Genomic DNA, 22,301 nt, shown 5'->3' on the forward strand with positions numbered 1-22,301 from the left:
GAGAAAAGACCTTTTATGGATAACCAGCAGAATAACAATCAGCCGCAGGGCGGTGAGAACGGAAATCAGGGAAATAACGGCAAATTCCCAAAAAACCAGCTTTTCATCGTGCTGATCGCGGCCTTTATTACCTTTGCCATCGCGGGATTCATGCGGGGCTATATGACGGACAAGAGCCAGAAGGAAATTACCTACGATGAATTCGTATCTGAGGTAGAACATGGGGATGTAAAAGCCGTCACCATCAAAAATTCCCAGATTGACATTGAGTATAAGGAAGACTCTGAGAAGTTTAACCCGATCTTAAAAACTTATACGGTCCCGGTGGAACGGGACTACAAACTGGCAGACCGCCTGCTTGCGGGCGGTGTGGAAATCCGCAGGGAGCGCCAGGACAGCATGGCCATGATCGAGTCTCTGGTCAGCTTTGTGCTGCCGTTTATCCTGATCGTGATCATGATGAACTTCATGATGAAACGCGTGGGTGGTGTGGGAAAAAGCACCGCCAAGATGTATATGCAGAAAGAGACCGGTGTGACTTTCGCGGATGTAGCCGGTGAGGATGAGGCAAAGGAGTCCCTGGTAGAACTGGTGGATTTCCTGCACAATCCGGGAAAATATACCCACATCGGAGCAAAGCTTCCGAAGGGAGCCCTGCTTGTTGGCCCTCCTGGAACTGGTAAGACATTGCTTGCCAAGGCCGTAGCCGGAGAAGCGGAGGTACCATTCTTCTTCCTGTCCGGTTCCGATTTTATGGAAATGTATGTGGGTGTGGGCGCGTCCCGTGTCCGCAGTCTGTTCAAGCAGGCACAGCAGAATTCTCCATGCATCATCTTTATCGATGAGATCGACTCCATCGGCCGCAGCAGAAGTGGTGTCAGCGGAGGCGGAGAATCCGAACAGCAGCAGACCTTAAACCAGCTGCTTTCCGAGATGGATGGTATGGATACCTCCAAGGGCCTTCTGATTCTGGCGGCCACCAACCGCCCGGAGGTACTGGATCCGGCGCTTTTACGTCCGGGCCGTTTTGACCGCCGTGTCATTGTAGACCGTCCGGATCTGAAGGGACGCGTGGAAATTTTGAAGGTACACGCGAAGAATGTTGCTCTGGATGAGACGGTAGATTTACAGGCTATTGCGCTGGCAACCGCTGGTGCCGTTGGCTCCGACCTTGCGAATATGATCAACGAGGCTGCCATTTTGGCTGTTAAGAACGGCCGGAACGCCGTGAGCCAGAAGGATCTGTTTGAGGCAGTGGAAGTGGTTCTGGTGGGCAAAGAGAAGAAGGACCGGGTTCTCAGCAAAGAGGAGCGCAGTATTGTTTCTTACCATGAGGTGGGCCATGCCCTGGTCAGTGCCCTGCAAAAGGACGCAGAGCCGGTTCAGAAGATTACCATTGTGCCAAGAACCATGGGTGCCCTTGGCTATGTACTGAATGTGCCGGAAGAGGAAAAGTACTTAAATAGTAAGAAAGAACTGGAAACCCAGATTATTGTATTTCTGGCCGGACGTGCGGCAGAAGAAATTGTATTCCAGTCTGTGACAACCGGAGCCGCAAATGATATTGAGAAGGCAACCAGCATCGCCCGTGCCATGGTAACCCAGTATGGCATGTCTGATAAATTTGGGCTTATGGGACTGGCAACGCGCCAGGATCAGTACTTATCCGGCCGCACAGTAATGGACTGCGGTGAGGCAACAGCTGCCGCGGTAGATGAAGAGGTTATGCGGATCTTAAAGGATTCTTATGAGGAGGCAAAGCGCCTGCTCTCAGAAAACCGAGATGTGCTGGATCAGATTGCGGCTTTCCTGATTGAGAAGGAGACCATCACCGGAAAAGAGTTCATGAAGATCTTCCGCCGCTGCAAAGGAATTCCGGAGCCGGAGGAGGCAGATGCAGAAACTGTCCAGGATGTGGAGAAGGCTGGAGAACCAGAGACTGACATAGAATATGATACAGAGGAAAAAAAGAATCAGAATGAAGCATAAGGCTTTGAAAAAATCAGAAAGCTGCGCCTGCAGTCTGACCAGATGAGTGGTCAGGCTGTGGGCGCAGCTTTTTTCAGTGCTTTTTTCACAGCATTTAGAAGTACCTGGGAAGTATAGCGGGTTTCTTCCGGGTAGTTTAAGTTTTCCAGAGACTGGCTGCTTAAGATCTGATCGGTGAGATTGCTTAAGGATGGCTGCATGAGGGGGTACATGGTCTCCACGGCATCACTTAAAGGGGTCATGGTAATGGAAGTGATCCGGTCCGCGTCTACTGTCACCTCTACATTGACCTCCTGGGATCCCAGGCTGATGGAGGAGGTGTAGATACCCGGTATGTACTGCGTGTTTGCGGAGGCAGGCGTATCGCCTTTTCCTGGGCGGAACATAACCAGCAGAAGCAGGATCAGAAGGATCCCGAAGCCGATAAAGATTGCGGTGTAGATGATCTCTTTCATTCGCAGGACGACGATCTTGGTTTTGGAACTCATGGGAGACCTCCGGGGATGTTTGTTATAATCTATTCTCAGGGATTCTCTTTTATGCTATACTTAAGGGAACGTATTCAGAGCAGAACATGAGATACAGGAAAGGAATTACAATATGGCATTGCAGCTGATTTTGGGCGGTTCCGGTGCGGGAAAAACCACGTATCTGCACGATGAGGTGATCCGCCTTTCCATGGAACACCCACAGGAGCAGTACTTTCTGATCGTGCCGGAGCAGTTTACCATGCAGACCCAGAAAGACATTGTGACAAGACATCCAAACCACGGCACCATGAACATTGACATTGTAAGCTTTGCCCGTTTGGCTTACCGTATTTTTGAAGAACTGGCGGTGGAGAATCTCTCCGTACTGGATGATATGGGAAAATCCATGGTGCTGCGCAAGGTGGCAGCGGCTCAGAAACGGCAGATGGTGTTATTTGGCGGGCAGTTGAACAAGCCGGGGTTTGTGGGGCAGTTAAAATCCATGCTTTCCGAATTTTACCAGTACGGCATTACGCCGGAGAATCTTCGGGAGATGGCACCTTCCGCCAAATCTCCGCTGCTGCAGCAGAAACTAAACGATCTGGCACTGGTGGAGCAGAGCTTTCAGGAATACATTGAGGGGCACTATATTACGACTGAGCAGGTACTGGATGTGCTCTGCCGCTTAATACCGGAGTCAAAGCTGATCCGGAACAGCGTCATTGCCCTGGATGGCTATACGGGCTTTACGCCGGTTCAGTACCGTCTGGCTGAATTGTTTCTTGTTTACGCAAAACAGGTGTTTGTGACTGTGACGGCAGACGAGGCGGCGGGTGTGTACGGAAGAATGGGGATGCAGAATCTCTTTTATATGAGTCGCCAGATGGCAGTGCGCCTGTCTGAAATCGCGGAGAAAAACCAGATAAAAAAACTGCCGGACATTGTGCTGAACGATCAGAAAAACCGCCGTTTCGCACAGCATCCGGAACTTGCCTGGCTGGAACAGAATCTGTTCCGCTATGGAACGAAAAACACGTACAATGGGGAACAGACAGAAAGTATCTCCTTTTTTCAGGCATCGAATCCTTCTGGAGAGATCAGCCACATTGTCCGTGAGATCCAGAGACTGGTGCAGGAAGGAAGGGTTCGCTACCGCGAGATTGCCGTGATCACGGGAGATCTTCCGGGTTATGGAAAAGAAATCACCCATCAGTTTACCCAGAATCAGATTCCTCACTTCCTGGATGATAAGAAAAATGTGTTGGACAACTGTCTTGTGGAGCTGATCCGGGCTTCCCTGGAAGCGGTTCGGCAGGACTTTTCTTACGAGAGTGTCATGCGTTTTCTGCGTACCGGTCTGGTGAGCCAGGACCGCACCATGATGGACCGTCTGGAAAACTATATTCTTGCCATGGGAATCCGCGGCGGAAAGCGTTTTCGGGCGACCTGGGAGCAGACCTACCGGGGAGCCGGGGATTTGAATATAACAGAACTGAATGCTTTTAAGGAGCGGGCTCTGGCACCGCTTTTTGCCATGCAGGAGACCTTCCGACAGGAACATCTGACCATTGCAGGCATGACAGATGCCGTGCTGGCACTGCTCACAGACTGCCGGACCGAGGAGAAGCTTGGCAGCTATCAGGAGTATTTTGCAAGGATCGGGGAGCACCGTCTGGCAAAGGAATATGGACAGGTATACGGTCTTGTGACAGAACTGTTAAAACGGCTGTCCGATCTTCTGGGCGAAGAGTGCGTGAGCCGGAAAGAGTATCTGGAGATTCTGGATGCAGGTTTTGCGGAGCTGAAGGTGGGTGTGATCCCGGCGGTGGCAGACCGCGTTGTGGTGGGAGATATTACCCGAACCCGTCTGGCTCATATTAAGGTGCTTTTTTTTGCCGGGGTCAATGATGGAATTGTTCCGGCCAGAAAAGAAAAGGGAAGCCTGCTTTCGGACCGTGACCGGGAATTTTTAGGAGAGCATCACATGGAGCTGGCGCCTACCGCAAAGGAAGAAAGCTTCCAGCAGCGGTTCTATCTGTATCTGATGATGACGAAACCATCAAAGCAGCTGGTTTTGTCCTGGTGCCGTACTGGCGCGGATGGAAAGAGCCGCCGCCCGTCTTTCCTGATTGGAGAACTGCGGGCCATGTTCCCGAACGCGCTTCTGGCGGATCAGGAGACACAGGACGATTCGGAAATTTACTCGGTGGTAGAAGCGAAGCGGAAACTGTCTGCGGAGCTGGGAAGATACCGGGACGGACAGCTTGGCGTATCTGTGGAAGCAGACATTTCAGGTGGGAATTCGGACACTTCTGCTTCTAAAACACAGATTGGACTGGATGCGGGTGTTGCGCAGTTTCTGGAACTGTACCGCTGGTTTGCGTCCTCGAACGACTATCAGGAGACCCTGCGTCATCTGACGGACGCTGCCTTTTTTGTCTATGAGAAGCAGGGCATTTCCCATGCGGTGGCAAACGCATTATATGGAGAAATCTTAAGCGGCAGTGTGACCCGTCTGGAGCAGTATGCCGCCTGTGCCTACGGGCATTTTCTCAAATACGGTCTGGAGCTTCTGGAGCGGAAACGCTACGAGCTGGCTTCCTCTGACATAGGAACGCTGTTTCATGAGTCCATCGATCTGTGCTTCCGGCAGGCGAAGGAGAAGCAGTATGACTGGCACACCATGACTGATGAGACGCGGGATGCGCTGGTGGAGGAATGCGTGGCTGCGGTGGCAGAAAGTTATGGAAATACGATCCTTGGAAGTTCGGCACGAAACCGCTATCTGGCCCAGCGTGTTGGGCAGATTACCAAACGGACGATATGGGCCCTGCAGCAGCAGATCAAAAAAGGAGACTTTGTCCCGGCAGGCTTTGAGATATCTTTCTCTGCGGCCGATAACTTAAGTGCCATGAAGATCGCGCTGTCAGAAAAAGAAGCGCTCCATTTGCGGGGGCGGATTGACCGCATGGATGTCTGTGAGGATGGGGGAAGGGTCTATGTCAAGATTATAGATTATAAATCCGGCAGTACCTCCTTTGACCTGCTGGCTCTGTACTATGGCCTGCAGCTTCAGCTGGTGGTCTACATGGACGCGGTGTCAGAGATGGCACAGAACCATTATCCGGGAAAAGAAATCGTTCCGGCAGGCATTCTGTATTACAACATCGCAGACCCGCTGGCAGAGAAAAAAGGTGATCCGGATCCGGACCAGATTGATGCGGAAATCTTAAAGAAGCTTCGCATGAATGGCCTTGTGAACAGCGAACTGGAGGCGGTACGGCATCTGGACCGGACCATCGAGAAGGAATCTGACGTGATTCCGGTCGTCTTAAAGGACGGAGAGGTGCAGGCGGGAAGGTCTTCCGTGGCCAACCGGGAGCGGTTTGCGCGGTTAAGCCAGTTTGTGCACCGGAAATTAAAGGAAGCCGGACAGGAAATTCTGGATGGTGAGATTGGTGTGGAGCCATACAAAAACGGACAGCGCACCGCCTGCGATTACTGTCCGTACCATGCGGTGTGCGGGTTTGACCGGAAAACATCCGGATATGAATTCAGCAGGTGGAAGAACCGGAAAACAGAGGAAATCTGGGAGGAAATATGCAAAGAGCAGCAGTAAACTGGACCAGGGAGCAGAGCCAGGTCATTGAGAGCCGCGGAAAGAACCTGCTTGTCAGCGCGGCGGCAGGAAGCGGAAAAACAGCAGTTCTGGTAGAGCGCATCATCCGTATGGTGACGGAGGGAGAAAATCCGCCCGGAATCGATGAACTTCTGGTGATGACCTTCACCAATGCGGCCGCGGCAGAAATGCGGGAACGGATTGCCTCCGCAATTGAACAGAAATTAAAGGGAGATCCGCAAAACGAGCATCTTCAGATGCAGGCAACGCTGGTTCACCATGCCCAGATCACCACCATCGACAGCTTCTGTCTGAATGTGATCCGGGAACATTTTAACCAGCTGGACCTGGATCCGGCATTCCGGATCGGAGATGAGGGCGAGCTGCTTCTCATGCGGGCGGATGTTATGGCGGAGCTTTTAGAGGATTCCTATGCGTCCGGAGACAGCCGCTTTGAAAAGTTTGTGGAAACCTTTGCCCAGGGAAAGACTGATGCGGGAATCGAAGATTACATCATGCAGGTCTATCACTTTTCCCAGAGTAATCCATATCCGAACCAGTGGCTTGCAGACTGCCGCAGGGAACTGGCTGATGAACAGTCTGGCCCGTGGATGGAGTTTCTTTTGCAGGATTTGAAACGCCAGGCCGCAGAACTGCGTGTTCAGATGGAGGATGCCTGTGATACCTGCCGGAACGACGAGTTCCTCTGTGCCTATGAGCCGGCTTTTTCGGAGGATGTATTTCTGTTAAAACGGCTTTCGGAGGCGGAAGATTTTCCGGCCTTTTATAAGATTCTTGCTGGTGCCGGATTTGGCCGTCTGGCCACGGTGCGCAGCAAAGAGGTGGACCCGGAAAAGAAGGCCTATGTGACCGGCTGTCGTGACCGGGTCAAGACAGCTATCAAAAAAATGAAGGAACTGTACGCCTTTGACACGCTGGAGCACATGTTTGCTGATCTGGAGGGGACCCGGGAGGCAGCGGGGGTGCTGCTGGATCTGGCAGAGGGCTTTGCAGAGCGGTTTCAGGCGAAAAAGCGTGACAAGAATCTTGTGGACTTTAATGATCTGGAGCATGAGGCCTTAAAGGTGCTGATCCGTGTGGAAGAGGATGGAGCACGTGCCTATACAGATGCGGCGGATGAGCTGAGCATGCAGTACCGGGAGGTGCTGGTGGACGAGTACCAGGACAGCAATCTGGTGCAGGAGGAACTGTTAAAAGCGGTATCCCGAGAGCGCTTTGGCCAGCACAATGTGTTTATGGTGGGTGATGTAAAACAGAGCATTTATCGGTTCCGCCTGGCCAGACCGGAGCTGTTTCTGGAGAAATATCATGCCTACCCGTCTGAACCTGGGGAAGACGGACCGAATCTGAAAATCGAGCTTCATCAGAACTTCCGAAGCAGAGATACGGTTCTGACTGGCATTAACGATATCTTTTACCGGATTATGACGGAAAATCTTGGGAACATCCGCTACACGGAGGATGCGGCCCTGCATCCCGGCGCAGTCTTTGCGGAAGCAAAGGAGCCGGATCGGGTGGGCGGACTGCCGGAGCTTCTTATGGTAAATACCGGAGATGAGGCGCTGTCCGGACTGGATGAGGATGCTGCGGATTACACGGCAAAAGAACTGGAGGCAAAACTGATTGCGGCGAAGATCCGGGAGATGACCGACCCGGAATACGGCTTTCTTGTCTGGGATAAAAAACTGGGAGAGAGCGGCGGTTACCGCACGGCCCAGTACCGCGATATGGTCATCCTGCTGCGCAGCACTACCGGATGGACGGAGACGCTGCTGCAGATTCTGTTAAATGAAGGGATTCCGGCCTACGCGGAGTCCCGCATGGGATACTTCAATACACTGGAGGTGGAAACGGTCTTAAGCCTGCTGGCGGTGATCGACAATCCCATGCAGGATATTCCGCTGGCGGCGGTGTTAAAATCTCCGGTGGTGGGCATGAGTGACCGGGAGCTGGCTGAAATGATGGCAGATTACCGGAACTGCGCTGACAAAGGGCAGGACCGGGGAATTTATGCGGCTGCTGTGCGCTGGGAACATCTGAACCACTTTTTTGAGAAGCTGGACCGGTTCCGGCTGCTGGCTTCCTATCTTCCCATTCATGAACTGATCTATCGGCTTTACGAGGAAACCGGTTACTACGATTATGTCTCGGCCATGCCGGCAGGGGAGACCAGGCGGGCCAATCTGGATATGCTGGTTGAGAAGGCAGCAGAATATGAAAAGACGAGTTATAAGGGGCTGTTTCACTTCATTCGTTACATTGAGAACCTGAAAAAGTACAACTCCGATTTTGGCGAGGCTTCCACAGTGGGAGAGGAAGATAACACTGTGCGGATCATGAGTATCCATAAAAGTAAGGGCCTGGAATTCCCCATTGTTTTTCTGGCCGGAATGGGAAAGAAATTCAACAAACAGGATGTGTACGGAAAGGTGCTGATTGACCCGGAACTGGGCATTGCCACAGATTATCTGGATGCAGAACACCGGGTAAAGGCTTCTACCATCAAGAAAAACGTACTGCGCCGAAAGATGGAGCTGGACAGTCTTGGTGAGGAGCTGCGTGTGCTTTATGTTGCCATGACCCGTGCAAAAGAAAAGCTGATCATGACCGGAACGGATCGTAATCTTGGGAAAACCCTGGAAAAGTACAGTCAGATCCCGCTTGCGGGCGGGCAGATTCCCTACACCATTCTTTCCGGAGCAGCTTCCTATCTGGACTGGGTTCTTATGTGTACCGGACAGACCGGAAATGGCCTGCGAATTCAGGTAAAAGAAATTCCGGTTATGGAATTTATCGGGGAAGAACTGGGACGTCAGCTTCAGAAGAAGAGTGCGAAGGATACTCTGACGGAACTGGATCTGGATCAGGAATACGACAGCAGCTTTGGAAAACGTCTGAAAGAACATCTGGATTTTGTGTACCCTTATGCGGCAGACGTTACACTGCATAGCAAGATGTCGGTATCAGAACTGAAAAAAATGGGACAGCTTACCGATGATGGGGAGGCGGAAATGCCGTTTGAGTCAGTGCTTTTGTGGCCGGAAGAAACGGTGGACGCAAGTCCGGATGCTTTAGGAATAGACGCAGCAGAAAGCATCTGTGAGATGTGTGGCGGGCATGCGACAGAATCTGCGCAGGAAATGTCAGGTATGCCTGCAGATTCCGGTGCCGGAGCCGACCGCGGCACAGCATATCACCGCGCGCTGGAACTCCTTCCATTTGACCAGATTCGGAGCCGGTCCGATGTGGAAGCCTGGCTGGAGCGGTTTGTGGAGGAAAAGCAGTACACAGCGGAAAGTCTTAAGATGGTGGACAGTACTGTAATCTGGAACTTCCTTTGCTCAGAAACCGGGTACCGGATGGCAGCAGCTCAGGCAGAAGGAAGGCTTCACAAGGAACAGCAGTTTGTCATGGGGATTCCGGCGAGGGCGGTTGGTCCGGTGGACAGTGATGAACTGGTCGTGATCCAGGGTATCATTGACGCGTATTTTGAGGAAGACGGCGAACTGATTCTGGTAGACTATAAGACAGACCGGACCTGGAGCAGCCAGGTTCTCCTGGACCATTACAAACGCCAGCTGGATTATTACGAACGGGCGCTGAATCAGCTGACCGGAAAAAAAGTCCGGGAAAAATGGATCTATTCCCTGACGATGCAGCGGGCCATTCCGTGCTGAAAAGAAAAATCTGCATTGCATAATTCTTAAAAAAGTGGTAGCATTCTAAAGGCGCGGCACACCTGACAGGAAGCGTCGCCTCAGATTTTAAGGAATGTGAGGATAATCTATTATGATGAAAGACCTGACCGAGGGAAATCCGCAAATCCTTCTGTGGCGCTTTACGATTCCCATGTATTTCTGTTCTTATATAATGCTGGCAACCTTTTCCGACCTGATTCTGCGTGTAGTCCTTTCCTTCGTGTTTGCCTCTTTCCTGGGTGTGATCGGAGTCTGGCTGTCCTGGCCGTTTGGATGGAGTGTGGGAAGCGTCCTGTCATTATGGTGTAATCGCAATGTAACAAAGCGTTTGGAGAAGACCTTTGCGCGAAAGGAATAAAGATTCATGAAAAAGAAAAAGCAGCAGGGAAGCTGTGAAAGCTGTATGTACTATGAGTATGATGAGGATTATGAGTGCTATGTCTGCGAAGTCAATCTTGATGAGGATGAGATGGCGCGTTTTATGGAGGACCGTTTCTATGACTGTCCCTATTACCGGCTGGGCGATGAATACATGATCGTACGCAAACAGATGTAAGATGTCATGGAGGGCAACAAACGATGAAAAACAAAAATTTCTGGATTCTGCTTTTACTGCTTCTGGCAGGAATTGTGTTTGGCGGTTTTCTGGGGGAGGCGACCAAAAGCATCAGCCTGCTGTCCTGGCTGAATTTCGGACAGTCCTTCGGCTTAGACACTCCGCTCGTACTGAATCTCGGGGTACTGGTCATCACCTTTGGACTGACCATTCGCATTACCATGGCCAGTATTATTGGCGTGGCAATTGCGCTTTTGATTTATCGTTATCTGTAACCGGCTTATATGGAGGGGAATAGGAGAAGAATCATGGAGCAGACAGCAAAAAAAACGGGGAAAACCTATGAAATAGATATGTGCAACGGACCGCTTTTTCCAAAAATTGTAGCTTTTGCGGTTCCGCTGATTCTTTCCGGTATTCTGCAGCTGTTGTTTAACGCGGCAGATATCATTGTGGTGGGGCATTTTGCCGGCAGGGAATCCCTTGCGGCAGTGGGTTCTACCACAGCGCTCATCAATCTGATGATCAATGTGTTTGTGGGACTTTCCATTGGCGCGAATGTCCTGGTTGCCCAGTATTCCGGAGCGCAGAAGTGGAAGGATCTGGAAGAAACAGTCCATACGGCCATGATGATCGCGCTGGCCGGGGGCATTCTTCTGATCTTTGTGGGTGTGTTCTTTTCCGGTCCGATGTTGAGCCTGATGGGAACGCCGGATGATGTGCTGCCGTTGGCGGCACTGTACCTGAAGATTTATTTTGTCGGCATGCCGGCAACTTTGACGTACAACTTTGGTGCCGCGATTCTGCGGGCCGTTGGTGATACCAGAAGACCGCTGTATTTCCTGCTCTTTGCAGGTGCGGTCAATGTGGTGTTAAACCTTGTTTTTGTCATCGGTTTTTCCATGGGTGTAGCAGGTGTTGCAACGGCAACTGTGGTGTCAGAGTGCATTTCCGCGGTGCTGATCGTGCGTTGCCTGGCTTGTTCCAATTCTGCGTACCGGCTTTACAGGGAGAAGATGCATTTGACAGAGTCCAAGGTGAAGCTGATCATGAAGATCGGACTGCCGGCGGGATTTCAGGGTGCCATCTTTTCTGTGTCCAACGTGCTGATCCAGTCTTCTATCAATTCTTTTGGTTCCATTGCCATGGCAGGAAGCACAGCTTCAGCCAATGTGGAGGGTTTTGTATACAATGCCATGAACGCGGTTTACCAGACTGCCCTCAGCTTTACCAGCCAGAATTATGGCGCGGGAAAGATGAACCGTGTGACAAAAATTCTTTTGTACTGTCTTGGTCTGGTGGTCATGGTGGGTGCTGTGATGGGCGGCGGTGCGGTGCTGATCGGTCCGAAATTACTGCAGATTTATTCCTCTGACCCGGAGGTCATTTCCTATGGTATGATGCGTATGCGCATTATCAACGGAAGCTATTTCCTGTGCGGTATCATGGATACCATGGTAGGTGGTCTGCGCGGCCTGGGATATTCGGTTGTTCCCATGCTGGTATCCCTGACGGGCGCCTGCCTGTTCCGGGTGGTATGGATTTTTTCTGTATTCGCGATGCACCGGACACTGACAACGCTTTATATTTCTTACCCGGTGAGCTGGATCATTACATTTACAGCGCACATCATTTGCTATATCGTGATCCGGAAACGGATTGCGGCGCGCAGAAAGCCGCGGGATTAAATTGCAAAAAGAGACTGTCACAAAAGAAGGGGCTTTTGTGACAGTCTCTTTGCATTATAGCTTATTTGTCGTTCAGGTATCATGTTTTTTCAGTACAGAAAACAGCAAATGCAGCAGGGCGGCACCCAGGCAGATGGTGAACAGGTACAGTAAATTGGCCGGAAGAATGCCAATGACCAGCGCAATCTCATGAAAGACCGGCTGAGTGCTGGGGTAGTAGGGAGATATGTAGAACATATCGGCCTGCCCGTGCCCCGGAGCCAGAATATTGATGAGAAAAGCAATCATGCAGCTGCAGAAGAATACGGGGAGTGTCCTGAGATATCCCATCCGGCTTAAGTCGGAACGCCCTCCGGCAAAGACAAACAGTCCAATGAGCACCAGGAGCAGATGCCAGAGATAACCATGCAGGGTCAGGCTCCAGTGGATACCGCGAAAACCCTCAGATACGATGAGGGCGGCCACCCCGCCAAGCAGATTGAAATCCTGCAAAAAGGTGTAGATGGCGGTTTTACTGTGTCCGCGTTTTAAGAACGGAAGCAGAAGGCACAGATACATGGGAAGGCTGCATAGCTGAAAGGGAAAATACCACCAGTCGTAATGTTTCTGGTCAATGATAAAATATAAAAAGCATTGTTTATAGCTCTCCGTCAGGAGCAGGAAGAAACCGCAGAAAAAGAGGATCCGGTCATATGTCCTATCCGTAAGAGAACGAAAATGGTATAATAATTTCATGATGATTGTGACAAACACGATGCAGATATAAAAATGGTTTTCCGGTTGCGGAAAACAGTATAGCACGATGAGGGGGAAAGAACAAGGATGGAGCAGAAACAAATTACGGGTCCGGTGAAAGCGGAGCGCTGGAAACGGGAAACACAATCCTTTGAACATACAGAAGGCCTTCTGGAGTCGCTTGGGTTTGCGGACTGGACCGCTCTGCCGCGGATTATTTCCATTGTAGGAGCAGGCGGAAAGACCAGTACCATGTACGATCTGGCAGAAGAACTTGCGAAAAAGGGCGCACGGGTACTGATCACGACCAGTACACACATTGCGAAGCCGAAACAGTATGATCTGGCAGTGATGCCAAAGCTGGCAGATTTAGATGTATGGATGCGCAGTGGGAATAATACCTCGCCGGACAGGAATGTGGCAGAAGCCGGGGACTATGCAGATGGAAATTCAGGTGAGATCCGAAAGAATGGCGGCCGGATTCTGGCAGCCGGAAAACAGGCAGAGGGGCCGAACAGTACGTGGAAGCTTACCATGCCGGAGGATCTGGGTGAGCAAAGTGTGATGCAGAAACTGCTCAAACAGTTTGATGTGATTCTCATTGAGGCGGATGGTTCCAAACGTCTGCCGCTAAAGGTCCCGTCGGAAACGGAACCGGTACTGGTCCCGCAGACCGGGCTGATTATTGCCTGCGCGGGACTGACAGCGGCCGGAAATCAGTTTAGAGATACCTGTTTCCGGTTTTCTTCCCATGGAAGCTGGCTGCACCGGAATGTGGATGATGCGATTGGCGCGGAAGATATGGCACTAATCCTGATGGATGAGCGGGGAAGCCGGAAAGGTGTGAATGGCCGGTATTACCGGGTGCTGTTAAATCAGGCAGATACGGAAAAAGAAAAGAGACTGGCAGAAAAAATTGCTGGTATGCTGCCGCTTAATTTGCAGACGGGATGTGTGCGGACGACAAGAACGCGCTGACGGAGTTTGACACAGGAAGAATGCCTGGGCAGTGACAAAGAACAGAAATTGGAATATTGAGAGGGCAGAAACGAAAAATACAGACAGAAAAAGGAGAGGGATTACCATGAATCATATCGAAACAAATGTTGAAATAAAGCAGACGGAAGCAGCAGATGGCATGGGCCGTGTACTGATCAAAGGCTCAGGAGACCTGGCCAGCGGCATTGCGCTGCGCCTGCACCGGGCGGGATTCCGGATCCTGATGACGGACATCGCAGTGCCCACCACCGTGCGCCGCACAGTAGCATTTTCCCCGGCGGTTTACCAGGGCCGCATGCAGGTGGAAGATGTGACTGGGGTTCTGTGCGATTCTGTAAAAGTGGCGGAGACAGAGATCCAGAAAGGCAATATTGCCATCATGGTGGATGAAAAAGCAGAATGTATTCACGAATTTCAGCCGGATGTGGTGGTGGATGCCATTCTGGCAAAACGTAATCTTGGAACGAAGATTACCGATGCACCGTTTGTTGTAGGCGTTGGACCAGGCTTTACGGCTGGGGAAGACTGCCACTGCGTCGTAGAGACCAAGCGCGGTCATTATCTGGGACGTTGTATCTGGAAGGGCAGTGCTATCCCAAATACCGGGATTCCGGGCCTGATTGGCGGATACGGACTGGAACGTCTGATCAAGGCTCCGGTGGACGGTATTTTCAAAGGAGACGTGAAGATCGGCGCTGAGGTAAAAAAAGGCGATGTAGTGGGCCATGTGAACGGTGTTCCGGTTCTGGCACAGATTGACGGTGTTGTGCGCGGTCTTTTGCAGGATGGCGTGGAGGTGACTGCCGGTATGAAATCCGGTGATGTGGATCCGCGCTGCGATGTGGCTCATTGCTTTACCGTGTCCGATAAGGCATCCTCCATCGGTGGAGGCGTGCTGGAGGCAATCCTGAACCACCGCGTTCTGCCTCATGCCCATATGCCGGTGGCCATCGTGCTTCTGGCAGCGGGGGACAGTCGCCGTTTTGGAGAAAACAAGCTCCTCACAGAGGTGGATGGCCGCCTCATGTACCGCCATGTGGCAGATGAGGTAAATGCCATGCCGGAGGCCTGCTTCGCGAAAAAAATCGTAGTGAGCCAGTATGATGAGATTCTGAAAGATCTGGGAAAGGCCGGATTTGAGACGGTGAAAAACAACGACAGTGCTCTGGGCATTTCCCATTCCGTCCATCTTGCTCTGGACCAGATCCCGGAGCATTACGCGGTCTGCTTTTCCGTCAGTGACCAGCCATGGCTGACCCGCGAAACCATCCAGGGGCTTGTGACGGCATTCCGGAAAAACAACAAAGGCATGGCCTGCGTGACCTGCGACGGTGTGGACGGAAATCCGGTTGTTTTTGCACCGGAGTACCGGAATGAACTGCTTGCTTTGAGCGGAGACGTGGGCGGAAAGAAGGTTCTTCTGGCGCATCCGGAGGAAGTGACACGCTTTTTGGCGAAAAATCCTCAGGAACTGGCTGATGTTGACGAGAAATTCCAGCTTTGCTATAATCAGAACGATTGACCTGCGGCCAATCTGAGAAGTGGGCAGGTCACAGCGACTGTTTTGACATGTACCCATAAGGAAGGAATAGAACATGATTAAATTAGAACGTACCAGTGTCATGAATTTGGAAAATGCTATGCGCGGGGCCAGAAACCCCATGAACAGCTGGGACCGGATGGACAGCTTTTACGATGAGGATGGAAACTATGTACTTGGTCCGAATGATCTTGGACTGGCAAAACGCCTGCGCCGGGCCGGAAGCGACCACCGCAAATATATCCGCCAGGTATTTGTGTCTGCAGATATCACCGCGCCGATGTACTGGTGGAAGGAGTATGACACTTACAAAGTGGCAACGGTAGCCAACTCCACCAGCACCATGCACAAAATTCACAGCAAACCCTTTGAACTGGATGATTTCAGTCATGATCATCTGACGCCGGAGAGTGAAGCCTATATGCAGACCATCGTAGACCAGCTGGAGAAAATCCGTTTAAAATATGTGGAAACCAAAGATAAGGCATACTGGTACGATATGATCCAGCTTCTGCCTTCCAGCTACAACCAGATGCGCACCTGCACCTTAAATTATGAAACTCTGATCAATATTTATTTCGCAAGAAAGAACCACAAGCTGGATGAGTGGCACACCTTCTGTGACTGGATTAAGGGTCTGCCTTACGCAAAGGAACTGATCCTGGCAGAGGAAGAGGAAAATTAAATGAAACTGATTGCGGCAGTAGATAAAAACTGGGCCATCGGAAACAAAGGGCAGCTTCTGGTGTCCATTCCTCAGGATCAGAAAATGTTCCGGAACGAGACTATGGGAAAAGTTATTGTCATGGGACGAAAAACCCTGGAAGGCATGCCGGGCGCGCAGCCGCTTTATGGCCGGACCAACATTGTGCTTTCCGCCGACCCAGATTATAAAGTTAAGGGAGCCACTGTATGCGGCAGTGTGGAAGAGGTGATGGAGCTGCTGAAGGCTTATCATACGGACGATGTTTACATCATCGGAGGGGAAAGCGTGTACCGGCAGTTCCTGCCTTACTGTGACGAGGCACAGATCACCTGGATTGATTTTGCCTACGCGGCAGATACCCATTTCCCGAATCTGGACCAGGATGTGGCCTGGGAAATGGTCCAGGAGAGCGATGAACAGACATATTTTGATCTTTGTTACGAATATCGGCTGTACAAAAAGAAATAAAGCTGTATAATATATGTTATGTTATTAACAATAATGTATTGTCATTTAAACAAAGAAGTGCTAAAATACTTTCAGCATATCTAAAAAAGTTTTTTGATGGCATGCATAATTTGCAGATTGCAAAACAGGAGGAAGGAAATGTATAAGATTTTAAAAGCGGAAAAGCTTGCGGAGAAGATTTTCCTGATGGATGTAGAAGCTCCGAGAGTGGCAAGATCCTGCCAGCCAGGTGAATTTGTCATTGTAAAGATGGACGAGAAGGGAGAGCGTATCCCGCTTACTATCTGTGATTTTGATCGTGAGAAGGGCACCGTAACCATCGTGTTCCAGATTGTAGGCGCATCTACCTTAAAGATGTCTGAGTTACAGGCAGGTGACGCATTTCAGGACTTCGTAGGACCGCTTGGTCAGCCGTCCGAGTTCGTCAAGGAAGATTTCGAAGAGGTAAAGGGCCGCAAGTACTTATTCGTAGCAGGCGGTGTTGGTACTGCACCGGTTTACCCGCAGGTAAAGTGGATGAAACAGCACGGCATTGATGTGGATGTTATTGTAGGTGCAAAGAACAAAGACCTTTTGATCCTGGAAGACATGATGAAGGAGCAGGCTGGAAATCTTTACATTACCACTGATGACGGTTCCTATGTGCGCAAGGGCATGGTAACCGAAGTGATCAAAGACCTGGTAGAGAACCAGGGCAAACAGTACGATGTATGCGTAGCCATCGGACCGATGATCATGATGAAATTTGTATGCAAACTGACCAAAGAGCTGAATATCCCGACCATCGTCAGCATGAACCCGATCATGGTAGACGGAACCGGTATGTGCGGAGCATGCCGCTTAACCGTTGGTGATGAAGTGAAGTTCGCATGCGTAGACGGACCGGAGTTTGACGGCCATCTCGTAAACTTTGACGAGGCTATGAAGCGTCAGCAGATGTACAAGACCGAAGAGGGCAGAGCCATGTTAAAGGCTGTCGAGGGTGATACCCATCACGGCGGCTGCGGCCAGTGCAACGGTTAATCCGGGCTGCAGGTTCACTCATTTGGATTCATTAGGCAAGACAGCGGGAAGCTGTCTGTGATCGGAGGATAATTAAGAATGGACGTATTAAAGAAGACTCCTGTCAGAGAGCAGGACGCAAAGGTGCGCGCTACCAACTTTGAGGAAGTGTGCTATGGATATAACAAAGAAGAGGCTATGGAAGAGGCTTCCAGATGCTTGAAATGTAAGAACAACGCAAAATGTATGGGCGGATGCCCAGTTTCCATCAACATTCCGGGATTCATTAAAGAAGTAGAAGCCGGAAACTTCGAGGCTGCAGCGAATGTGATTGCTGAGTCTTCCGCACTTCCGGCAGTCTGCGGCCGTGTATGCCCGCAGGAGAGCCAGTGTGAGGGTAAGTGCATCCGCGGCATCAAGGGTGAGCCGATCTCCATCGGTAAGCTGGAGCGTTTCGTGGCTGACTGGTCCAGAGAGAACGGCTTTGTTCCGAAAGCAGCAGAAGAGAAGAATGGCAAGAAGGTTGCTGTGGTTGGTTCCGGCCCTGCAGGCCTGACCTGCGCAGGCGACCTGGCAAAGCTGGGTTACGACGTTACTATCTTCGAGGCACTTCATGAGCCAGGCGGAGTTTTAACCTACGGTATCCCGGAGTTCCGTCTCCCGAAAGAGACCGTTGTCCGCTCTGAGATTGAGAACGTGAAGAAGCTGGGCGTTAAGATTGAGACTGACGTGATCATCGGCAAGTCCGTTACCATCGACGAGCTGATGGATGAAGAGGGCTTTGAGGCAGTATTTATCGGTTCCGGCGCAGGCCTTCCGAAGTTCATGGGCATCCCGGGCGAGAACGCAAACGGCGTATTCTCCGCAAACGAGTACTTAACCAGAAACAACCTGATGAAAGCATTCCGCGAGGATTATGACACCCCGATCGTAGCAGGCAAGAAGGTTGCTGTAGTCGGCGGCGGAAACGTAGCTATGGATGCTGCAAGAACCGCACTGCGTCTCGGCGCTGAGGTACACATCGTGTACCGCCGAAGCGAGGCAGAGCTTCCGGCACGTGTGGAGGAAGTTCACCACGCAAAAGAAGAGGGCGTAATTTTCGATCTTCTGACCAACCCGGTAGAAATCCTGACCGATGAGAATGACTGGGTTAAGGGCATTAAGGTTGTGAAGATGGAGCTTGGCGAGCCGGATGCATCCGGAAGACGCCGCCCGGTAGAGATCGCAGGCTCCGAGTATGTGATGGATGTAGATACCGTCATCATGTCACTTGGTACCTCTCCGAACCCGCTTATTTCCTCTACCACGGAGGGACTTGAGATCAATAAGCGTAAATGCATCGTTGCGGAGCCGGAGAACGGACAGACCTCCCGTGCCGGAGTGTTCGCAGGCGGTGATGCCGTAACCGGTGCTGCAACCGTAATCCTGGCTATGGAAGCAGGAAAGCACGGTGCAAAGGGTATCCACGAGTACTTAAGTAATAAATAATCAAACATAAAATAATGAAAAAAAGAGCAGGTACCACATACATTTGAGGTATCTGCTCTTAAATTTCTACAAAAAAACTATGGACTATTTGTCACTTTTGTGAGAAAATGTAATCAAGTATGGTGTGATGTTTTTGACAATCTTTGATTTGCCGGGTACAGGGCTGGAAAAATTGCGGAAACATCGTGCAGCACGTACTTTCAGGACATTACATAGTTGAAAGGAGTTTTAACATGATTTATTCACATGAAGTAGAAGAGATGTGCACAGTTGCACAGGGCGTTCATCATGGCGCTGCTCCGATTCCGGAAGAAGCAAAATGGGTACAGTCCAAACAGGTTTCCGACATTTCCGGTTTGACCCATGGTGTGGGCTGGTGTGCTCCGCAGCAGGGTGCCTGCAAGCTTACTCTGAACGTAAAAGAGGGTATCATCCAGGAGGCCCTGGTTGAGACCATCGGCTGCTCCGGCATGACTCACTCCGCAGCAATGGCAGCAGAGATTCTTCCGGGATTAACCGTTCTGGAGGCTCTGAACACCGACCTGGTATGTGACGCAATCAACACCGCAATGAGAGAACTGTTCTTACAGATCGCATACGGCAGAACCCAGAGCGCATTCTCTGAGGATGGACTGCCGATCGGTGCCGGCCTGGAGGATCTTGGTAAGGGTCTTCGTTCCCAGGTTGGTACTATGTACGGAACCTTAAAGAAAGGTCCTCGTTACCTGGAGATGGCTGAGGGCTATGTAACTGGTATCGCTCTGGACGCAGACGATCAGATCATTGGTTATCAGTTCGTAAGCCTTGGCAAGATGACTGACTTCATCAAGAAGGGTGATGACCCGAACACCGCTTGGGAAAAGGCAAAAGGTCAGTACGGCCGTGTTGCTGATGCAGTTAAGATCATCGACCCGAGACAGGCGTAAAGAAGGAGGACTATAATCATGGCATTATTTGAATCATATGAGAGACGTATCAAACAGATCAATGAAGCATTAAACAGCTATGGCATCGCTTCCATTGAAGAGGCAGAGAAGATCACCAAAGACGCAGGTCTTGATGTATACAAGATGGTTGAGGGTATTCAGCCGATCTGCTTTGAGAACGCTAAATGGGCTTACACCGTAGGCGCAGCAATCGCAATCAAGAAAGGCTGCAGAAAAGCAGCAGAGGCAGCAGCAGCAATCGGTGAGGGCCTGCAGGCATTCTGTATCCCGGGTTCTGTTGCAGATACCCGTAAGGTAGGTCTTGGCCATGGTAACCTTGGCAAGATGCTTCTGGAAGAGGAGACCGAGTGCTTCGCATTCCTGGCTGGCCACGAGTCCTTCGCAGCAGCAGAGGGCGCAATCGGTATCGCTGAGAAAGCAAACAAAGTTCGTCAGAAACCGCTTCGCGTTATCTTAAACGGTCTTGGAAAAGACGCTGCCCAGATCATCGCACGTATCAATGGCTTCACCTACATCGAGACTGAGTATAATCCATACACCAACGAGGTTAAGGAAGTATTCCGCAAATCCTACTCCGAGGGTCTTCGCGCAAAAGTTAACTGCTACGGCGCAAACAGCGTTCCGGAAGGTGTTGCAATCATGTGGAAAGAGAATGTAGACGTTTCCATCACCGGTAACTCTACCAACCCGACCCGTTTCCAGCATCCGGTAGCAGGTACCTACAAGAAGGAGAGACTGGAAGCAGGCAAGAAGTACTTCTCCGTAGCTTCCGGCGGCGGTACCGGACGTACCCTGCATCCGGATAACATGGCAGCAGGCCCGGCTTCCTATGGTATGACCGATACCCTTGGCCGTATGCATTCCGATGCACAGTTCGCAGGTTCTTCTTCCGTTCCGGCTCACGTAGAGATGATGGGTCTGATCGGTGCAGGTAACAACCCGATGGTTGGTATGACTGTAGCTGTAGCTGTAGCTGTTGAGGAAGCAGCAACCGCTGGCAAATTCTAAAAAATGACGGTTTTAAGCCATTTTTCTTAATGGGTATTAACCAGAAAAGACAGGTAAAAACGGTACACTTGTCGATTAATTGTAGATTACTTGTATACCGTACTTGTATACCGAATGGTATTCAAAAAGGGGTCGATTTCGGCCCCTTTTTTCTATTGCATTTTTTCAAGATCACTTCTTAACCATTCTACGTCCCGGACCGTATAAACGGATTCGGTGATGTCCTGGATTGAGTGCCCGACCATTTCTTTTAGAGCGTATTCATCCACACCAGCTTTTTTGCAGCGTGTGATGAATGTTATGCGCGGATCGTGAGCGCGGTGCTTCGGGTTCAACTGGAGCTGAGCAATGACCTTAGCAAAGCGATTTGAGTATTTGTCATAGGTGAGTTTCCATGAACCTGCATGGGTCTGGCCTTTATCATTGAGTAGGTATTCACTTCCGATTGAGAGGGCAAAGTCATAATTTTTTTTAAGTAGATCGCGCACTTTGGTATGGATGGGAACTATGCGCTGTTTTCCGGCCGGAGTTTTCATGCCGGCTTGCATGTACCACTGCTCCAGATTGATTTCATCCAGGCGAAGCGTAGCAAGTTCCTGAGGACGCCAGCCCATATAACATTGCATCAGGATCCAGTCAACGAACTGGACCTTTCCAACATTCTCCCACAGTACTTTCATTTCATCTTCAGTGAAGATAATATGCGGAACCTTGGCTTCTTCTTTTTCTTTTACAATATCATCAGATATTTCAAAGGTTCTGGCATAGTTTTTCTCTACGATTTCATATTCCAGAGCATAATCCAACATGAGATTGAACATGGATTTCATCCGTGCCTTGGTTCCGGCCGTGGCAAAGACCTGCTGACCTTTTTGCTTTCCCCGGTCCTCAATTCGGAATCCTTCTTCCATACAGCCCTTAATATGGCGGGCCCGCAGATCTTTTGCACGCATGTTGTAGATGGAAGAGCAGTAGGCCCAGCAGGAAGTAATAGTGCGCTGGTAGGCATCTGAAACGTTTTCAAAATATTCTTCCGTCCATCGGTCATACAGCTGCTGAACGGTAATATCGTCGTCCAGATCATAAGGATTGCGGTTATAGTCCACAAGGGCCGTGTAGGCGTCATTGTAGGTGGGAAAATATGATTTTGGCTTTAGAGATTTGAGAATGAAATTGCCAAGCTCGTCCCGGCCAACACAAACGCGGGCCAGGAATGGGTTGCGAAGATTTTTGTTTTTTACTTCCGTAATGGACCCGAAGCCGTTCGGCAGGCGCATTCGTTTCTTTGTATTTCTGGTATTTTTCCGTACCGTGGATTTATCCAACGGATATCCGCAATGAGGGCAGGAAATGGCTTTATCACTTAC

18 protein-coding genes and 1 pseudogene are annotated in these 22,301 nt (G+C 50.6%); 16 read left to right on the plus strand and 3 right to left on the minus strand.

Annotated elements, in window-relative coordinates:
- Positions 1–15 precede the first annotated feature (15 nt).
- Positions 16–1,989: an ATP-dependent zinc metalloprotease FtsH gene (gene ftsH, locus DWY84_RS00995; protein WP_118530034.1), complete on the plus strand. Its 1,974-nt coding sequence runs from the start codon at positions 16–18 to the stop codon at positions 1,987–1,989.
- A 50-nt stretch (positions 1,990–2,039) separates the two neighbouring features.
- Here ftsH and DWY84_RS01000 read toward each other — a convergent pair whose 3' ends face one another.
- Positions 2,040–2,477 (minus strand): hypothetical protein, encoded by a 438-nt coding sequence (locus tag DWY84_RS01000; RefSeq protein WP_118530036.1) that lies wholly within the window; start codon positions 2,475–2,477, stop codon positions 2,040–2,042.
- Positions 2,478–2,589: 112 nt separating this feature from the next.
- Here DWY84_RS01000 and addB point away from each other — a divergent pair, with 112 nt between their 5' ends.
- The 6 genes from addB to DWY84_RS01030 all read left to right on the plus strand — a co-directional run bounded on the left by addB (position 2,590) and on the right by DWY84_RS01030 (position 12,041).
- Positions 2,590–6,078: a helicase-exonuclease AddAB subunit AddB gene (gene addB / locus DWY84_RS01005; protein ID WP_118530038.1), complete on the plus strand. Its 3,489-nt coding sequence runs from the start codon at positions 2,590–2,592 to the stop codon at positions 6,076–6,078.
- Positions 6,060–9,776, plus strand: coding sequence for a helicase-exonuclease AddAB subunit AddA (addA, locus tag DWY84_RS01010; protein ID WP_118530040.1), 3,717 nt, complete (start codon positions 6,060–6,062; stop codon positions 9,774–9,776). The genes addB and addA overlap by 19 nt, the downstream gene beginning before the upstream one ends.
- A gap of 112 nt (positions 9,777–9,888) precedes the next feature.
- Positions 9,889–10,155, plus strand: a complete 267-nt coding sequence (locus tag DWY84_RS01015; RefSeq protein WP_118530042.1) for a hypothetical protein — start codon at positions 9,889–9,891, stop codon at positions 10,153–10,155.
- Positions 10,156–10,161: 6 nt separating this feature from the next.
- A complete protein-coding gene (locus DWY84_RS01020; protein ID WP_118530044.1) occupies positions 10,162–10,353 on the plus strand; it encodes a DUF6472 family protein in 192 nt (63 codons plus the stop codon).
- A gap of 23 nt (positions 10,354–10,376) precedes the next feature.
- Entirely contained in the window at positions 10,377–10,628 is a 252-nt protein-coding gene (locus DWY84_RS01025; protein ID WP_118530046.1) for a DUF4321 domain-containing protein, read from the plus strand.
- 33 nt (positions 10,629–10,661) lie between these two features.
- Positions 10,662–12,041, plus strand: a complete 1,380-nt coding sequence (locus DWY84_RS01030; RefSeq protein WP_207665113.1) for an MATE family efflux transporter — start codon at positions 10,662–10,664, stop codon at positions 12,039–12,041.
- A 72-nt stretch (positions 12,042–12,113) separates the two neighbouring features.
- On the opposite strand, the gene DWY84_RS18010 is transcribed toward DWY84_RS01030, so the two are convergent.
- Positions 12,114–12,599 (minus strand): hypothetical protein, encoded by a 486-nt coding sequence (locus DWY84_RS18010; protein WP_347560735.1) that lies wholly within the window; start codon positions 12,597–12,599, stop codon positions 12,114–12,116.
- A 264-nt stretch (positions 12,600–12,863) separates the two neighbouring features.
- Here DWY84_RS18010 and yqeC point away from each other — a divergent pair, with 264 nt between their 5' ends.
- The 9 genes and pseudogenes from yqeC (at position 12,864) to DWY84_RS01075 (ending at position 20,934) form a co-directional block, all read left to right on the plus strand.
- On the plus strand, positions 12,864–13,754 hold the full coding sequence (gene yqeC / locus DWY84_RS01040; RefSeq protein ID WP_118530050.1) for a selenium cofactor biosynthesis protein YqeC: 891 nt from the start codon (positions 12,864–12,866) through the stop codon (positions 13,752–13,754).
- A gap of 160 nt (positions 13,755–13,914) precedes the next feature.
- Positions 13,915–14,685: pseudogene (gene yqeB / locus DWY84_RS18015) on the plus strand (selenium-dependent molybdenum cofactor biosynthesis protein YqeB); the annotation flags it as partial.
- Between the two features lie 27 nt (positions 14,686–14,712).
- The gene (locus DWY84_RS18020) at positions 14,713–15,297 is read left to right on the plus strand and encodes a nucleotidyltransferase family protein (protein WP_347560739.1); all 585 of its coding nucleotides are present in this window, start codon (positions 14,713–14,715) and stop codon (positions 15,295–15,297) included.
- Between the two features lie 73 nt (positions 15,298–15,370).
- Positions 15,371–16,000, plus strand: a complete 630-nt coding sequence (locus DWY84_RS01050) for a hypothetical protein (protein WP_118530052.1) — start codon at positions 15,371–15,373, stop codon at positions 15,998–16,000.
- Complete coding sequence (locus DWY84_RS01055; RefSeq protein WP_118530054.1) at positions 16,001–16,489, plus strand: dihydrofolate reductase; 489 nt, start codon at positions 16,001–16,003, stop codon at positions 16,487–16,489.
- A 138-nt stretch (positions 16,490–16,627) separates the two neighbouring features.
- On the plus strand, positions 16,628–17,512 hold the full coding sequence (locus tag DWY84_RS01060; RefSeq protein WP_118530056.1) for a sulfide/dihydroorotate dehydrogenase-like FAD/NAD-binding protein: 885 nt from the start codon (positions 16,628–16,630) through the stop codon (positions 17,510–17,512).
- A gap of 78 nt (positions 17,513–17,590) precedes the next feature.
- Complete coding sequence (gltA, locus tag DWY84_RS01065) at positions 17,591–18,979, plus strand: NADPH-dependent glutamate synthase (RefSeq protein ID WP_118530058.1); 1,389 nt, start codon at positions 17,591–17,593, stop codon at positions 18,977–18,979.
- A 233-nt stretch (positions 18,980–19,212) separates the two neighbouring features.
- Complete coding sequence (locus DWY84_RS01070; protein WP_118530060.1) at positions 19,213–19,905, plus strand: hypothetical protein; 693 nt, start codon at positions 19,213–19,215, stop codon at positions 19,903–19,905.
- 18 nt (positions 19,906–19,923) lie between these two features.
- The gene (locus DWY84_RS01075) at positions 19,924–20,934 is read left to right on the plus strand and encodes a GGGtGRT protein (protein WP_118530062.1); all 1,011 of its coding nucleotides are present in this window, start codon (positions 19,924–19,926) and stop codon (positions 20,932–20,934) included.
- Positions 20,935–21,086: 152 nt separating this feature from the next.
- On the opposite strand, the gene DWY84_RS01080 is transcribed toward DWY84_RS01075, so the two are convergent.
- Complete coding sequence (locus tag DWY84_RS01080) at positions 21,087–22,259, minus strand: tyrosine-type recombinase/integrase (RefSeq protein WP_347560736.1); 1,173 nt, start codon at positions 22,257–22,259, stop codon at positions 21,087–21,089.
- Positions 22,260–22,301 lie beyond the last annotated feature (42 nt).

Source organism: Clostridium sp. AF27-2AA (assembly GCF_003478505.1).
GTDB lineage: Bacteria > Bacillota > Clostridia > Lachnospirales > Lachnospiraceae > Brotaphodocola.